Origin of the sequence: Spirosoma sp. 209 (assembly GCF_002006735.1) — a bacterium.
Taxonomy (GTDB): Bacteria; Bacteroidota; Bacteroidia; order Cytophagales; family Spirosomataceae; genus Spirosoma; species Spirosoma sordidisoli.
In genome coordinates, this window is the sequence record NZ_MVEC01000002.1 from 1 (window position 1) to 15,553 (window position 15,553).

The 15,553-nt window shown below is 55.7% G+C and carries 10 protein-coding genes; 3 read left to right on the forward strand and 7 right to left on the reverse strand.

Features of this window, described 5'->3' with window-relative positions:
* Window positions 1-247: 247 nt before the first annotated feature.
* The 3 genes from B1C80_RS03215 to B1C80_RS03225 all read right to left on the reverse strand — a co-directional run bounded on the left by B1C80_RS03215 (window position 248) and on the right by B1C80_RS03225 (window position 5,946).
* On the reverse strand, window positions 248-3,442 hold the full coding sequence (locus B1C80_RS03215; protein ID WP_077919629.1) for an efflux RND transporter permease subunit: 3,195 nt from the start codon (window positions 3,440-3,442) through the stop codon (window positions 248-250).
* Between the two features lie 73 nt (window positions 3,443-3,515).
* Window positions 3,516-4,622 (reverse strand): efflux RND transporter periplasmic adaptor subunit, encoded by a 1,107-nt coding sequence (locus tag B1C80_RS03220; RefSeq protein WP_077919630.1) that lies wholly within the window; start codon window positions 4,620-4,622, stop codon window positions 3,516-3,518.
* 13 nt (window positions 4,623-4,635) lie between these two features.
* Window positions 4,636-5,946, reverse strand: coding sequence for a TolC family protein (locus tag B1C80_RS03225; protein ID WP_236648591.1), 1,311 nt, complete (start codon window positions 5,944-5,946; stop codon window positions 4,636-4,638).
* Between the two features lie 227 nt (window positions 5,947-6,173).
* Between B1C80_RS03225 and B1C80_RS03230 the strand changes: the two genes are divergently transcribed.
* Window positions 6,174-7,892: a glutamine--tRNA ligase/YqeY domain fusion protein gene (locus B1C80_RS03230; protein ID WP_077919632.1), complete on the forward strand. Its 1,719-nt coding sequence runs from the start codon at window positions 6,174-6,176 to the stop codon at window positions 7,890-7,892.
* A gap of 313 nt (window positions 7,893-8,205) precedes the next feature.
* A complete protein-coding gene (locus B1C80_RS03235; protein ID WP_077919633.1) occupies window positions 8,206-8,841 on the forward strand; it encodes a hypothetical protein in 636 nt (211 codons plus the stop codon).
* Here B1C80_RS03235 and B1C80_RS03240 read toward each other — a convergent pair.
* The 4 genes from B1C80_RS03240 to B1C80_RS03255 all read right to left on the reverse strand — a co-directional run bounded on the left by B1C80_RS03240 (window position 8,836) and on the right by B1C80_RS03255 (window position 14,852).
* Window positions 8,836-10,356 carry a GH3 auxin-responsive promoter family protein gene (locus tag B1C80_RS03240; RefSeq protein WP_077919634.1) on the reverse strand — a complete coding sequence of 507 codons (1,521 nt, stop codon included), beginning with the start codon at window positions 10,354-10,356 and terminating at the stop codon, window positions 8,836-8,838. The genes B1C80_RS03235 and B1C80_RS03240 overlap by 6 nt on opposite strands.
* A 62-nt stretch (window positions 10,357-10,418) precedes the next feature.
* Window positions 10,419-11,801: a DUF4403 family protein gene (locus tag B1C80_RS03245; RefSeq protein WP_077919635.1), complete on the reverse strand. Its 1,383-nt coding sequence runs from the start codon at window positions 11,799-11,801 to the stop codon at window positions 10,419-10,421.
* A gap of 88 nt (window positions 11,802-11,889) precedes the next feature.
* Window positions 11,890-13,938 carry a transketolase gene (tkt, locus tag B1C80_RS03250; protein WP_077919636.1) on the reverse strand — a complete coding sequence of 683 codons (2,049 nt, stop codon included), beginning with the start codon at window positions 13,936-13,938 and terminating at the stop codon, window positions 11,890-11,892.
* 374 nt (window positions 13,939-14,312) lie between these two features.
* Window positions 14,313-14,852, reverse strand: a complete 540-nt coding sequence (locus B1C80_RS03255; protein WP_077919637.1) for a hypothetical protein — start codon at window positions 14,850-14,852, stop codon at window positions 14,313-14,315.
* A 266-nt stretch (window positions 14,853-15,118) separates the two neighbouring features.
* Here B1C80_RS03255 and B1C80_RS03260 point away from each other — a divergent pair, with 266 nt between their 5' ends.
* Window positions 15,119-15,520, forward strand: coding sequence for a heme-binding protein (locus tag B1C80_RS03260; protein WP_077919638.1), 402 nt, complete (start codon window positions 15,119-15,121; stop codon window positions 15,518-15,520).
* The last annotated feature ends 33 nt before the right edge of the window (window positions 15,521-15,553 follow it).

Sequence of the window (15,553 nt, forward strand, 5' to 3'; positions counted from 1 at the left end):
CCCCCAGCCCCCTAAAGGGGGAGCCCATTCGGCGCGGACGGCTCCCCCTTTAGGGGGCTGGGGGGTATAAAATACGGTCTCCTCACGGCTTTACCTCCTTATCAACCGACTTGCCCAGCCCCCTAAGAGGTTGCCAGGTTTATCACTTAACCGGAGTATACAGCCTGGAAGGGCATCGCCCACCGGCAAAAAAAGAACGCCCGGGGCCTGACATCAGGTCCCGGGCGTTCGAACAGCTGTCTGCTATTTATTTATCAATAACCTGTGGTTGGTGTTCAGCCGGTTTGTTCTCTTCCCGGGCTTTATTTTTCAGGGCTTCGAGGCCTTTCTTACCATAGGCCAGTCGGGTAATACCCACGTACAACACCGGCACTACGAAGATGGCCAGCGAGGTAGCAGCCAGCATCCCTCCCAACACCGTGCGGCCGATGGTAGCCCGGGCCACCCCGCCCGCGCCGGTAGCAATAGCCAGCGGCACCACCCCCAGGATAAACGCGAGCGACGTCATTAAAATAGGGCGCAGCCGCAGCCGCACCGCTTCGATGGTCGACTCGAGCAGGTCCTCGCCCCGATCGACGCGCTCTTTGGCGAACTCGACAATCAGGATGGCGTTCTTGGCAGCCAGACCGATCAGGGTGATCAAACCAATCTGGGCGTACACGTTGTTAGTCAGGTAAGGGAACATGACCAGCGCCAGAATAGCCCCCAGCGCCCCGATCGGCACCGACAGCAGGACGGAGAACGGCACCGACCAGCTCTCGTACAGCGCAGCCAGGAACAGGAATACGAACCCGATACTGAGCAGGAAGATGTAGACCGAGCTGTTGCCTGCGTTGATCTCTTCACGGCTCAACCCCGAAAAATCGTACGAGTACCCCGCTGGCAATACCTTGGCCGCCACCTCCCGCAAGGCGTCGTTGGCCTGACTGCTGCTGAAGCCGGGTTTGGCCCCGCCGTTCAGCTCGACCGCCCGGAACAGGTTGAAGTGAGAAATGAGCGGTGCGTTCTCGATCACCGTCGTTTTGATCACGTTACTGATCGGGATCAGCTGACCACCGGCGTTACGGACGTAAAACTGGTTCAGGTTTTTCACGTCGGTCCGGTACATGGTATCGGCCTGGGCAACGACCCGGAACTTACGCCCGTAAATAATGAAATCGTTTACATACTGGCTCCCCAGGAAGGTCTGCATCGTCCGGTACACGTTGGACACCGATAGCCCCAGCTTTTTACACTTGTCGCGGTCCACTTCGACCCGGTAGGCCGGGGCCTTGGCCGTAAAGTAAGAGAAAGCGCGGCCTATTTCGGGGCGTTTGTTGGCTTCGGCCAGGAAATTCTGCACCACCCCGTCAAAAGCCTTCACGTCGTCGTTGGTTTCGCGCTGCTGGATCTCGAACGTAAAACCCGACGACTGCCCCAATCCCGGAATGGCGGGCGGCTGAATAACCTGCACCCGCGCGTCGGTCAAGCCGGCAAAAGCGCGCTGGAGTTTAGGCACCAGCGAGTCGGCCTGCATACCCGGCCCGGTTCGCTCTTCCCAGGGTTTCAGCTGGATAAATACCGTACCGCTGTTCGATTTGGAGGCAAAGGTAATGGCGTTCAGACCGCCTAGCGCCGAGAAGTGAGCCACGTAAGGCTGCTGCTTCAGGATGCCCATGATGTTCTTCAGCACCACCAGACTCCGTGAGGTCGAAGCCGCTTCCGGAATCTCGTAGGTCACGATGAGCCGGCCTTCATCTTCGGTCGGGATAAACCCGGAGGGTTTGGCTTTGAATAGCAATCCGGTCCCTACATACACCACAGCCAGGCCCACCAGCACCAGCGGGGTGGCCTTGATGAGCCGCTTAACACTGTTAGAATAGGCATTCGTTACCCGTTCGAACCACTGGTTGAACTTGTAGAAAAACCGGTTAAGCCCCTTCGCGTTTTCATCGATGTGCATGGGTCGAAGCAGCATGGTACACAGTGCGGGGGTGAGCGACAGCGCCACAAAAGCCGAGATCAGTACCGACACCGCAATGGTGATCGCAAACTGCTGGTATAAACGACCCACAATACCCGGTATGAAGCCGACCGGCACAAATACAGCCGCCAGAATAAGCGCGATGGCAATTACCGGCGCCGAAATTTCCCGCATGGCCTCTACCGTTGCTTCCTTGGGCGACATGCCCTTATCAATATTCGCCTGAACAGCCTCCACCACCACAATGGCATCATCGACCACAATACCGATGGCCAGTACAAAGGCGAACAGTGTCAGGGTATTGACCGTAAACCCGAGCGGCACGAACAGGGCAAACGTTCCGACGATGGATACGGGAATAGCCAGCAGGGTAATCAGCGTAGCGCGCCAGCTCTGGAGGAACAAAAAGACCACTAAAATAACCAGCACCAGCGCTTCGAGCAGGGTCTTGACCACTTCCGATATCGACACCTGAATCACCGACACCGACTCGAACGGCACTACGTAATCAATATCTTTCGGAAATGTTTTTTTCAGATTTTCCATGGCCGCGTATACCCCCTCGGCCGTTGCCAGGGCGTTACTGCCCGGCAGCTGATAAACGAGCAGGTAAGCTGCACGGTTGCCGTCAACGAAGGAATTGCTGGCGTAGGAGAACTTGCCCAGCTGCACCCGCGCCACATCTTTCAGGTACACCAGCGAACCACGCGCCGGGTCTGACCGGACCACAATGTTGTTGAACTCTTCTTCCTTGCTGAGCCGGCTGTTGGTAAATACCGTGTACTCGAACGCCTGCGAGGTTGGCTGGGGTGGTCCCCCTACCGATCCGCCGGCAACCTGCAGGTTCTGTTCCTGCAGGGCCGCTACGACATCGTCGGCGGTAAGGCCGAGCTGGGCCAGCCGGTCGGGCTTCATCCAGATGCGCATGCTGAAGTCATCGGCACGGCTGAAAATGTCCCCCACTCCTTTTACCCGCAACAGCGCGTCACGAATGTAGATGTTGGCGTAGTTGTCCAGAAACGACACGTTGTGGGTACCCTTCGGCGAGTAGATCGCGACCAGCATAAAGAGCGAAGGGTTCCGCTTCCGGACCGTTACGCCCAGGCGGGTCACCTCTTCGGGCAGCTGGGGCTGGGCAATACCGACCCGGTTCTGTACGTCGAGCGCAGCAATGTTTACGTCGGTACCCACATCGAAGGTGACGTTCATGCTCATACGTCCGTCGTTGGTGGCATTGGTCTGCACGTAAGCCATGCCCGGCGTACCGTTTACCTGCGTTTCGATGGGGGTAGCTACGGTCTGTTCAACGGTCTGGGCATCGGCTCCGGTATAGGTAGCCGTTACCTGCACCACCGGGGGCGTAATGTCGGGGTACTGACTAACGGGCAGGCTCAGCAGCGCCAGCACACCCAGCGCCACGATGACGATGGATATGACGATAGCCGTTACGGGCCGATTGATGAAAATTTCTGCGAACATCGGTTCTGTTGAGTGATACCGATGGAGCGATTGAGTGACTGATCAGAAACCGATCCACTCAATCACCCCATCGTTAATTAACGTTTACTTTAGCGCCTTCCCGGACTTTCTGCGTGCCTTCGGTGACGATCAGCTCGCCCTCCTTCAGGCCGCTTTTCACAATCACTTTGTCGTTGATCCGCGCGCCCAGCACCAGCTTTTTCTGCGTTACCTTACTGCTGTCGCCCACCACGTAAACGAAGTACTCGCTCATTTGCTCGGTAACGGCCTGGTAGGGAATCAGCAGCTGCGGCTGTCCGGTATTGTTCTTGACCCGTATGTTGGCGTTGATGCCGACTTTGAGCTGTTTTTTCGGATTGGGGAAAGCCACCCGAACCCGCAGCGTTCCGGTCTGCGGATCGACCGCCCGGTCAACAATCCGTACCGTTCCCGGATACGGGTACACACTGCCGTCGGGTAAGACCAGCGTCAGTACGGAATCCCGAACGCCGTTTTTCTGATTCTGAAGGGCTAAGAAGCGCGGGATCTGGGCCTCATCGACCTGCACGTCGGCCGCGATGGGATTATCGGATGAGATCGTGTTGAGCGGGGCCGAACCCGGGGCTACCGCCGACCCGATCCGTACCTGAGAAATCCCGATCGTACCGTCGAGGGGGGCGTAAATGGTGGTGTACTTAAGATTCGTTCCTACCGCCCGGATGCTGGCTTCGGCGGCAGCGACCTGCATTTTGGCAGCCTCGAGGGTGGCGGATGCATTATCGACCACCTGCCGGGCTATAGCATCCTGCTGCGCCAGCGTGTTATATCGATCGGCGTCTTTCTGCGCACGGTTGAGGTTGGCTTTCTGCACGTTCAGGTTCGCCACAGCCTGGTCGTAGCCGGCGCGGTACTGCTGCGGGTCAATGGTGTACAGCTTTTGTCCACGCCGAACCGGCTGTCCATCCTGAAAAAATATGCCGGTGATATTCCCCGCCACCTGCGGCAGTACGTCTACCTCGACCAGGGCGGTAATTGTAGCCGGAAATTCGTCGTAATAGACCGCGCTTCCTTTCATCACCTTTACGGCCGAAACGGGAGTTGGTGGTGGAGGTCCCTGCTGCTGTTCGTCTTTCTGACCGCCACAAGCCGTAAGCACCAGCACGGTAGCGCCTAGTAAAAGTGTATTTACCTGTATGTTCATCGTTTTACAAATCTCAAAACTGAATAAGCCCCAGTGCCCGCTGCACGTCCAGCTTACTGATCAATACCTGATACAGTGCGTTAAATACATTCAGGCGAGCTGTTCGCAGGTCGGCTTCGGCCACGGTTACGTCCAGGTAGGTTTTTATACCCGACCGGTACTGTAGGTTGATGATCCGATAGACATCCTGAGCCAGCGCCTGGTTTTCCCGCAGGGCAAAATAGTTGGCCAGATTTCCTTTGTAGGTAGACAGAGCCTGCGCGTATTCGGCATCAACGGCACTGGTCAGGGCCGCCAGATCCCACTGAAGCCGCCTGACCTGTAATTCCGCAATGCGCAGCTGCTGTACCCGGCGGCCACCCTGAAAAATGGGCAGAAACACCGACAGCCCTACCAGCGAGTTCGGAAACGACTGGCTGTAGAGCTGCCCGAACGAGTTGTTCTGGTACAACAGATTATAGTTGGCGTTGGCATTCACGATGGGCAGGTAGGCCCAGCGGTTGTAGCGGACGTTCGACTCCAGTAGCCGCCCCTGTGTTTGCAGAAGCTGGTATTCGATCCGGTTGACCGGGTTAGCCAGCAGGGTGGTATCCAGCGCTGTTTCGGTCGCCAGCTGCAGGGTGTCGTAGGCCAGGTTCAGCTGCGCGTTGGGCGGGTATCCCATCAGTTGTTTGAGGGTCTGCTGCTTGGCCCCGACCAGATCCTGAAACTGCTTCCGCTGGGCCAGGGTGTTGTTGAGAGCAATACGTGCCCGCTGAGCGTCGGTTTTGTCGACGACCCCGCTCTGGTACTGGTTGGTGGCATCCTGCAGGCTGCGCTGGAGTCGGCTGATGTCCTCGGCCAGAATGTCGACCTGGCGTTGGGTCAGGATCACATCGTAAAAGGCCTTGCTCACGTTGACCACCACGTCAATTTTGTTCTGCACGGTAACCTGACTGGCCTGTGCCCGGTAGGCATCGGCGGTCCGGCTGGCCAGGAGCACATCCCGGTTAAAGACCGACTGGGTCAGTGAGAACGATACCGTCGAGGTGTTTTTAGCGCCCAAAGCTACCGGCCGTCGTTCGCCCGTTGTTGCATCCGGAATCAGGGTAACGGGCAGTTGCAGGAAATGCGTCAGCCCGTAGCCAGCGTTCAGCTGGGGATACCAGGCAGCCAGCGCCGAGCGCACCGAGCGATCGGCAATCTCCTGATCGATGGCCGATTGCCGAATAAGGGGCTGATTCTCCAGGGCGAACTGAATGCAGTCGGCCAGGGGCGCCTGCTGGGCCAGAGCATCTGTATTTTTCTGAGCAAAGGCTACCTGTGTCATCACCCAGGTGCCCATAAAAAGGAGTAACGGTAACCAACTATTTTTCATAACCGCGGTAGCAGACAACAGCACGCTGTCGAACGATAGTCAACAGAGTGTACCACCTACTAACTACGGACAGCTCCCTTTTTGTTCGATTGATAAACTAATTAAGCTGAATCCTTCGCGTAGACCCGCCCTCGTCCGTTTGCCAAACCCATGATAACGCCGTAATTTCGGGGCTTTATCAGCAGCCTGCAACGATGACTGAAGCCCCAAATGAATCCTCGACCGACCGCGGTCATCTGAACTTTATCGAACAGATCGTTGAAGACGATATTGCCTCCGGGAAACATGGCGGACGCGTGCATACGCGGTTTCCGCCCGAACCCAACGGCTACCTCCACATCGGCCACGCCAAGTCGATCTGCCTCAATTTTGGTCTGGCCGACAAATACGGTGGCAAAACCAACCTCCGCTTCGACGATACCAACCCGGTTACCGAAGACACCGAATACGTTGATTCGATCAAGAACGACGTTCGCTGGCTGGGCTTCGACTGGGAGAACGAACTCTACGCGTCCGATTACTTCGAACAGCTCTATCAGTTTGCCGAAGCGCTGATTCTGAAGGGGCTGGCGTATGTAGACGACTCTACCTCCGAAGAGATTGCCGCCCAGAAAGGTACGCCTACCGAACCCGGCCGCCTGAGTATCTACCGCGACCGGAGCGTGGATGAAAACCTCGACTTTTTCCGGCGGATGCGCGCCGGTGAGTACCCCGACGGGGCAAAAGTACTCCGGGTCAAGGTCGATATGGCGTCTCCCAACATGCAGCTGCGCGACCCGATCATCTACCGCATCAAGCACGCTCATCACCACCGTACTGGCAACACCTGGTGCATTTACCCGATGTATGACTTTGCCCACGGCCAGTCAGACAGCATCGAGCAGATCACCCACTCGCTCTGTACGCTGGAATTTGTGCCTCACCGGCCGTTATACGACTGGTTTATCGAGCAACTGAACATTTTCCCGTCCCGCCAGTACGAATTTGCGCGGCTTAACCTGACGTATACCGTCATGAGTAAGCGAAAGCTGAAGAAACTGGTCGAGGAAGGGCACGTTACCGGCTGGGACGATCCACGGATGCCAACCATTGCGGGTATCCGGCGCCGGGGCTATACGCCGGCCAGCATCCGCGATTTCTGCGACCGGATCGGGGTGGCCCGGCGCGATAACCTGATCGATGTGGGGCTGCTGGAATTCTGCATCCGGGAGGAGCTGAACAAAACGACCTCCCGCGTCATGGCCGTACTGGATGAGAAGCCGCTGAAGCTGGTTATCACCAACTACGACGAAGGCCGCGAAGAGATCATGCGCATCGAAAACAACCCCGAAGATGCCAGCTCGGGCGAACGCGACGTACCGTTTAGCCGCGAGGTCTATATCGAGCGCGACGACTTCATGGAAGTGCCGCCGAAGAAGTTTTTCCGGCTTTTCCCGGGCGGCATGGTCCGGCTCAAAGGGGCGTACATTATCAAATGCGACGAGGTTGTGAAAGACGAGACCGGCGAGATAACCGAACTGCGGTGCAGCTACATCCCCGAAAGCCGGAGCGGTTCCGACACATCGGGCATCAACGTAAAAGGCACGATTCACTGGGTATCCGTTCCTCATGCCGTTGAGGCTGAGGTTCGTTTGTACGACCGGCTCTTCTCGGTCGAAAACCCGGCCGCCGACGAGCGCGACTTCCAGGAGCTACTCAACCCAACTTCGCTCGAGGTGGTACGGGCGTTCGTTGAACCGGCTCTGGTTGACGCATCCCGGTCGGGCTCGCTGACCAATGTGCAGTTCATGCGGAAAGGTTATTTTATTCTCGATGCCGACTCGACCCCGGAGCGTCCGGTCTTTAACCGGACCGTAACCCTGAAAGATGCCTGGGCCAAAGAACAGAATAAAGGAGAAGTCAAAAAAGGATAAGCTTTTCAACCGATACCAGGTAGCCCCGCTCTGTACGTACCGATTCTTCGTAATCCGGCGTAGGTAGCGGGGCTACCTGTTAAGTATATACGTCATCTATTTTTCCTTTTTCGATGCGCTGATATCAATCGAATGAGTACAATTCTAAAGGGTCTTCCCTCCCGCCCCTGAGTAGATATAACGAGCATTTTTACGACGCTCAACCAATCGGCACTTCACGGGCTGTACAGGCGCAACGAGCGGCCAGGCCGGTTCGTCTAAACCAATAAGCAGGCATCTCGTTTGACAGGTAGTACCAACGACGTGTATCCGTATGCAGCTCAACAAGCGTATCGACCAGCCGGAGGCCGTTTCGCCGGCCCTGGCCCGGTTCCGAACCAATAAAGCGATTCCGTCGGTCATCGAGAAAAACGTACTGACCGCTTTGTCTTTTTTTCCGGCGCTGCAGCAGACACTGATTCGCTTTGTCTTCAAACAACGGATCAACTCATCCGTCATGCAGGCGCAGCCGGTTTTTCAGACCCTGCTGCGCCCCCGGGCCGACCGGGCGTACCAAATCAATATCAGTGCGCTGTTTACCCTGACGCATACGGCCATCCCGATCCATCAGCTGCCCGATGCTATCATGATCGGGTGGATTGGCCACGAACTGGGGCACATCATGGATTACGAGCGCCGGACCAACCTCGAGCTGGTGGGGTTTGGGCTTGGCTACATTTTCTCGGCGGCTTACGTAAAAAAGGCCGAGCGGATTGCCGACAGTTTTGCGGTCAACCACGGCCTCGGCCATTACCTGATCGAAACGAAACGGTTTATTCTCGACCATGCCGAGTTACCCCAGGCCTACAAGGACAAGATTGCGCGCCTGTACGTTTCGCCGGAAGAGATCGTTGAGCAGGTGAAGAAGCTGGAAGAAGAAAAACTCGACCGCCAGAAAAAAGCCCTATGACAGGCTTTTTATGTACTCCCCGAACTCCAGCAAATCGGCTTCTTTCATCACACGCGGGATTTTTGCCTGTCCGCCCAGCTTTTTGAATTCCTCGCTCCAGCGGTAGAATTGTTCGACCGGAATCACCTCGGCCTCCACGCCTTTCAGCGCTTTGGTCCGGGCCACGTTGTAGTTTTTGTTGGCCTGGCGTAGTTCTCGGTCGAGTGATTCAGCAAACGTCTGGTTGTCGACGGTTCGGTTGGAGCCGATGTACCATTTGTTGATGTATTCGCCCTCTTTCCGCACCGCCGAAACCACAAACTCCTGAATTTCGATGTCGAACTGCTGCTGCATGAGCTGCATGGCGTCGTTCATCTGATGCACCGAGAGCTGTTCTCCAACAATGTTCAGAAAATGTTTGGTACGGCCGGTAATCTGGATCTCGGCCCGCTTCTTGTCGGTGATCATGACGGTATCGCCAATCATGTACCGCCAGGCCCCCGAAACCGTAGAGATCAGCAGCACATAGTCGGTATTCTCTTCGGCTTCGGCCAGCGACAGAATCGTGGCGTCCTCTCTGACCCGCCCGGCCTCGTCCATATTGGCCTCCACGAAGGGCACGAACTCGAAGAAGATACCATTATCGACCATCAGCGCCATCGACGACGTGTCGGGCCGTTTCTGGGTGGCCAGATACCCTTCCGATGTGAGGTAGGTGTCGATGTAGGTGAGCGGCCGGGCCAGCAGCGTCTCCAGACTTTTGCGGTACGGTTCGAACGCTACCCCACCCGTGGTGTATACCTGCAGGTTGGGCCAGATGTCGTGGATCGTATTCAGCCGGTTGTACGCAATCACTTCTTTGAGCATCATTTCAATCCAGGATGGAATACCACTCAGGCTACCAATGTCCCAGGATGGGGCTTCCTGCGCAATCCGGTGCACCCGCTCGTCCCAATCCTGGATCGACGCAATCTCAACACCGGGCTTGTAATACCCGCTGAACCAGCCCGGTATGTTAGCCGCACTGATGCCGCTGATTTCGCCTTCTTGATGATCGTCTTTCTCGATAAGGCTTACGCTGCTCCCCAGCATCATGATCTGTTTTTCGAAAAAGTCGGAGGGCAGATCGAAGTTTTTCAGGCTCATCACCTGCTGAATACCAGCTTTGCGAATCGCTTCCAGCATATCGTCGGTAACCGGAATAGCCTTGCTGGTACTGGTCGTGCCGCTGCTGAGGGCGAAATACTGTTGTCCGCCGGGCCAGGTAACGTTCTGATGGCCTTCCAGCAGGTAATGCCACCAGTCGGCGTTCATCCTGTCGTAATCATGTACCGGCACGGCCTGCTGAAAGGCATGTACGGGATCATCACTGGTTAGAATCTGACTGAAGTTGTATTTTTTGCCGAATGCGGTGAGCTTCGCTTTTTTAATCAGCTGAAGTAACACCTCCCGCTGCGCTGCGACCGGATCGGGGTCCGACACAATAAAGCCGTATACATCAATTGCTCTTTTTAATAACTCGCCAATAACTGCCATGGGTAATTTTTTCGGATGGATTTGCTATCGGCTTAACCAGATCGGCCCGACTTTGTTGATGATTACAATTGCCTGACCCGTAAACCGACTTTCGACTGCACGTGAATCAGCGTCTGTATGCCGGTGGGCCGGATGGCGATCTGCTCGGGGGTGAACCGAAATGACTGGATAACCAGATCGGTTTTCTTGCCTGCTCCACCTTTCTCGTAAGCCTGGGTAATTTTCTGCGGCAGTTTATCGATTTCGTCGCCCAGCGAAATCTCCAGCAACTCATCGACCAGCTTCAACAGACTTTTCCGCACCAGCGAACTCACGAAGCGGGGCATACCGCTCTGGCTGGCAGCATCGAAATCAAGGTTGCTGACCCGCAGAGTATTGGTCAGCGTATCGAAGACCGGACGACCCCGCAGGTAGATCACCCCGTCCATCAGTCCACCGACCTCCGTTTTGACGAGTAAGGTGCGCTGGCCGCCGTAGACGGCCACGTTCCGGATCGTTACCGCCCCGAAGAGCAGCCGTTTTTTTTGCTGGCTGAGGGTCAGGTTCAACACCCGGTTTATGTCGGCATAGGGCAGGTCGCTCACCAGTCGCAGGTCAGACAATAGCGGGAGTTGTTCTTTCCGTTCCAGGGTTGGTAATTGGGTCGGGGTGTAGGCCGGTGTGGTAGGTTTCAGCTTTGTCTCCGTATTCAGCGCAATTCGGAGGTGGGTGATGATCGACCCGTTTCCTCCACTGATGGGACTGGTCTCGACCCGCACCGGCTTGGGGAGCAGCCAGAGGCCGAACTCTTTACTGACCAGCAAGGGTTTCTGAATATCCTGCCAGATCGGTCCGACAATCTGGTCGATCCGGAGTTCTTTGTAGATAGCGGTGTCGATAGCCGACTCGATGGCGGGCTGGTAACGGTCGAGCAGATTTCGCACAAAATCAGTCAGCTGAATCTCCTGCCCCAGAATTTTGATCTCCGGTTTTATGATCCAGTCAAAGCTGGTGAATTTCACCCGGCTGGCCAGGCGCCAGTCGGGCGTCACCGTCAGTGGGCTCTGAAAATTGATATGGAGCGAACAGAACGGCTTGTCGGGAGGGGTTTTGTCCTTACTGAATGGCTTGGTAATCCAGAGCTGGAGCGGGGTCGAAAACCGGAGCTGCTGATTCTCGTACTGAATACGGACCCGACCCGACCGCGCCACCCTGAACGGGAACACGCCCCCCCGTTTGCCGCCGGGCGCGCCTTTCCCAACCAGCAGCGGGTCAAGTTCACGGTTAATTTTTTCTTCCAGTTCGCGGATCGGAAACTCGATCGATCCGGCCACGTGCGAAACAGTAGTTGATATCGGCGGGTCGAACCCTTCCGCTTTGGGGGGGCTTGTTTCTACATGCTGACAATCCGAAAGGCTGACAATCAGCACCAAACCCATGAAATAGTGTAGTAGCAATGGTTTCATCAGGCAATCTGGTGGAATTGGTAGTAACACACGGGCTTCGCTTCCTCACCCCCTGCCCCCGCCCGTGTGTTACAAATCATCGAATGGGCTACGACAACACTTCCTTTTTCTCGATACCGTCCGGGTTACCGTCCAGCACCGCTTTGGCCGTGGCTATAACGTTGTCGACCGTAAATCCGAAATAGGCCATCACCTCGTCGCCGGGGGCCGACAGCCCGAATCGGTTCATGCTGATGGTTGTGCCTTCGTCGGTGACGTACTTGTGCCAGCCGATGGGCGAGCCCGCTTCTACCGCCAGCCGTTTGCGGATGGAAGGCGGCAGTACTTTGTGGTGGTAAGCCTGATCCTGCTTTTCAAAAAGCTCCCACGAAGGCATACTGACAACCCGCGCCTGAATCCCCTGTTTCTTGAGTTCGGCCTGCGCTTTCAGCACCAGCGATACTTCGGAGCCGGTTCCGATCAGGATCAGCTGCGGAGTGCCTTCGGACTCACTCAGGATATAAGCCCCTTTTTCGACACCCTCCCGGGCCGAGCCGTACGTTCCCTGGTCGAGCACCGGCAGCTTCTGCCTCGACAGAATCAGCAGCACCGGCGATTTAGGCTGTAACATGGCTACACGCCAGGCTTCGACGGTCTCATTGGCATCGGCCGGTCGGATTATGATACAGTTCGGAATGGTTCGGAGGGATACGATTTGCTCGACGGGCTGGTGGGTAGGGCCGTCTTCGCCCAGGCCGATGCTGTCGTGGGTAAAGACAAAGGTAGCTTTTGATTCGGCCAGGGCGGTCAGCCGGATGGCCCCCCGCATATAGTCCGAAAAGTTCAGAAATGTGCCGCCGTACGGATGTATGCCCCCGTGTTGCGACAAACCGTTCAGGGCTGCTCCCATGGCATGCTCCCGAACGCCAAACCATACGTTCGAGTGGTCGTAATGCCCCGGCTGAAAACTCACATCCCCTTTGGTAGGCATATCGTTGGACGAAGCCAGGTCGGCCGATCCGCCGAACAGGAACCGGACGTTTTGCTTGAGGGCTTCCAGCGCTTTGCCGGAGGCCTGCCGGGTCGCCATGTCTTTATCATCGGCCGTGAAAACTGGCAAGCCGGCATCCCAGCCATCGGGTAACTTGCCAGCAAAAGCCAGTTCAAACTCTGCCCCTTCTGTTCCAAACTGCTTTTTGTAGGCGTCGAACCGGGTTTGCCAGTCGGCCTGAAGCTGGCGACCCCGCTGTCCCGCTTCGCTCAGATGCTCCCGAACGCCATCGGGTACCACAAACGACTGGTCGGGGTCGAATCCAAAATAGGTCTTCACTGCCCGCAGGTTTTCGTCGCCCAGCGGGCTGCCATGCACCTTGCTGGTTCCGGCCAACGGGCTGCCATAGCCGATCACCGTGCGAACGGCAATGATCGACGGGCGCTCGGTCTCATCCTGTGCCGCCCGGATGGCCTGGTCAATGGCGTCAAGGTCGTTACCATCGGCTACTTCCTGCGTATGCCAGCCGTAGGCCGCAAAGCGCGCCATCCGGTCTTCCGTAAACGCCAGGTTAGTGGGGCCGTCGAGCGAAATCAGGTTATCGTCGTAGAGGTAGATCAATTTCCCCAGCTTCAGGTGGCCCGCCAGGGAAGCCGCTTCAGACGCGATCCCCTCCATCAAATCGCCATCGCTGACAATCGAGTAGGTGTAGTGATCAACGATGGTGTGGCCCTCCCGGTTGTAGGTGGCAGCCAGAAAGGCTTCTGCCATTGCCATGCCGACGCCATTGGCAAACCCCTGCCCAAGCGGCCCTGTCGTTACCTCTACACCAGCCGTCAGATTGGATTCTGGATGGCCGGGTGTTTTGGAATGCATCTGCCGGAACTGCTTTACATCGTCGAGGGAGAGATCATACCCGTAGAGGTGTAACATACTATAAAGCAACGCAGAGCCGTGGCCGGCCGACAGAACAAACCGGTCTCGGTCGGGCCAGTGCGGGTCCTGCGGATTGAATCGCAGATGTCGGGACCAGAGTACGTAGGCCATTGGCGCTGCGCCCAGCGGTAAACCCGGATGACCGGAGTTGGCCTGCTGCACGGCGTCTACCGCCAGCAGCCGGATGGTGTTGATGCTACGTTCGTCGATTAAGGTTGCCTGGTTTGTCATCGTAAGAAAGGATTGATTGCAGTCAATACAAAAACGCCGATCTGCCATACCTGGGCAAACCGGTTATGTATCATAACCCGGAATAAGGGAAAGTAGATAAAAAAAGTTGACTACTAATCACCTATCTTACTTTCAGTCAACTAGTTATAACTAACAGGTCAGCTCTTTTTTTACGAGAACAGCCGACCGCCAGTCAGGCAGCCGGGCACTAAGGCTAGCCTCCAGCCAACCTGTTTTATCAGGACTGGAATGACCGGGATAATAAAAAGCTGTTTTACCCCTGCAGCGTATACAGGAATAAAACAGCGTAGAGACCGGCTGCCAACCGACTGGTTTGCACCGGATATGGGTAAATGAGTTGGGGAAGCGTTGCTTTACTGAATGGCTTCAATGGCCATAAGTTCCCACATCATAGTCCACTGTTCAGAGTCGAGCCACTGCCGGATGGTCATATCGATCAGGTTTTTGTCGATCGCGTATTCGAGGGCGTCCATCACCCGCCGGTGCTTCGGAATGGCGTGGCCCACCCGGGAGTAATAATCTTTCAGAAACTGATCTTTATCCGTCGTCAGCAGCGAGAAGTTCTCCCCCGTATGCGGATCGCGAAGAAGGATGGGATAGGCATTCCAGAACTCGAGGGCCGCTTTTTCGCGGTTCTGATCGAACAGGTCGCGCCCTACTTCATCAGTCAGCACAAAGAAGTCGAGATAGTAATAACCCTCTTTGTTCAGGTTAAGGATAAGACCCCGGTCGACCAGATTACCGATTTCCTCGGCCGAAAAGCTGGGGCCTTCCTGGCCAAACCGGTACAAAGCGGCATACTGACGCGTATGGGTCAGAAACAGGAATACGTACTGATTAGGCGTGATGTTGTAACGTAACAGGGCGTCTAGGTTAATCTCAATGGTATTCATCAGAGTACAAGTTATGAGGCTGAAAAACTTTTCCTGAAGGCAAACGAACCTATTTGTTTGTTAAGCAATAGATTATTCCGCTTCCTAAAATTATGCAAAATATTGTTAACGCTAATACTTAGTTATTAACATGAGTAACGAACTTATCTGTAAGTATACACTACCTACATTAAATACTATATCAGTAAGAAATTATCCAAGTGACAGAACAGTTTAATACCCTACCGGTTTAATCTACATAAACCAGCATAACTCAACCAGAACGCATGACTATTACCCTTGAACAGGCCCAGCAGGCTATCGAAGCGGCCAAACAAAAATCGATCGAAATAGGCACCCTGATGAACATTGCTATCGTCGACTCGGGTGCTAACCTGGCCGCTTTTGCCCGTCAGGAAGGGGCCTGGCTTGGGTCTATCGATATCTCCATCCGAAAAGCCAAAACGGCCCGCTACTTCGACATGCCAACCGGGGAGATCGGAAAGCTTTCGCAACCCGGCGGCCCTCTCTATAACATTGAACACTCTAACGGTGGACTCATCTCTTTTCCGGGTGGTATTCCCATCAAAAATGCGGAAGGCACCATCATCGGGGCCATCGGCGTTTCGGGGAGTACGGTCGAGAACGATCATACCGTAGCTCAGGCTGGGGTCGAGGCCATCTCCTGACGGCGGAACCTGTCTGGCTGGTTCCCCTCCCCG

Bases quoted from the DNA above. Each gene is read 5' to 3' on its own strand.
- B1C80_RS03215 (WP_077919629.1), bottom strand. From the start codon at position 3,442: ATGTTCGCAGAAATTTTCATCAATCGGCCCGTAACGGCTATCGTCATA.
- B1C80_RS03220 (WP_077919630.1), bottom strand. From the start codon at position 4,622: ATGAACATACAGGTAAATACACTTTTACTAGGCGCTACCGTGCTGGTG.
- B1C80_RS03225 (WP_236648591.1), bottom strand. From the start codon at position 5,946: ATGGGCACCTGGGTGATGACACAGGTAGCCTTTGCTCAGAAAAATACA.
- B1C80_RS03230 (WP_077919632.1), top strand. From the start codon at position 6,174: ATGACTGAAGCCCCAAATGAATCCTCGACCGACCGCGGTCATCTGAAC.
- B1C80_RS03235 (WP_077919633.1), top strand. From the start codon at position 8,206: ATGCAGCTCAACAAGCGTATCGACCAGCCGGAGGCCGTTTCGCCGGCC.
- B1C80_RS03240 (WP_077919634.1), bottom strand. From the start codon at position 10,356: ATGGCAGTTATTGGCGAGTTATTAAAAAGAGCAATTGATGTATACGGC.
- B1C80_RS03245 (WP_077919635.1), bottom strand. From the start codon at position 11,801: ATGAAACCATTGCTACTACACTATTTCATGGGTTTGGTGCTGATTGTC.
- tkt (WP_077919636.1), bottom strand. From the start codon at position 13,938: ATGACAAACCAGGCAACCTTAATCGACGAACGTAGCATCAACACCATC.
- B1C80_RS03255 (WP_077919637.1), bottom strand. From the start codon at position 14,852: ATGAATACCATTGAGATTAACCTAGACGCCCTGTTACGTTACAACATC.
- B1C80_RS03260 (WP_077919638.1), top strand. From the start codon at position 15,119: ATGACTATTACCCTTGAACAGGCCCAGCAGGCTATCGAAGCGGCCAAA.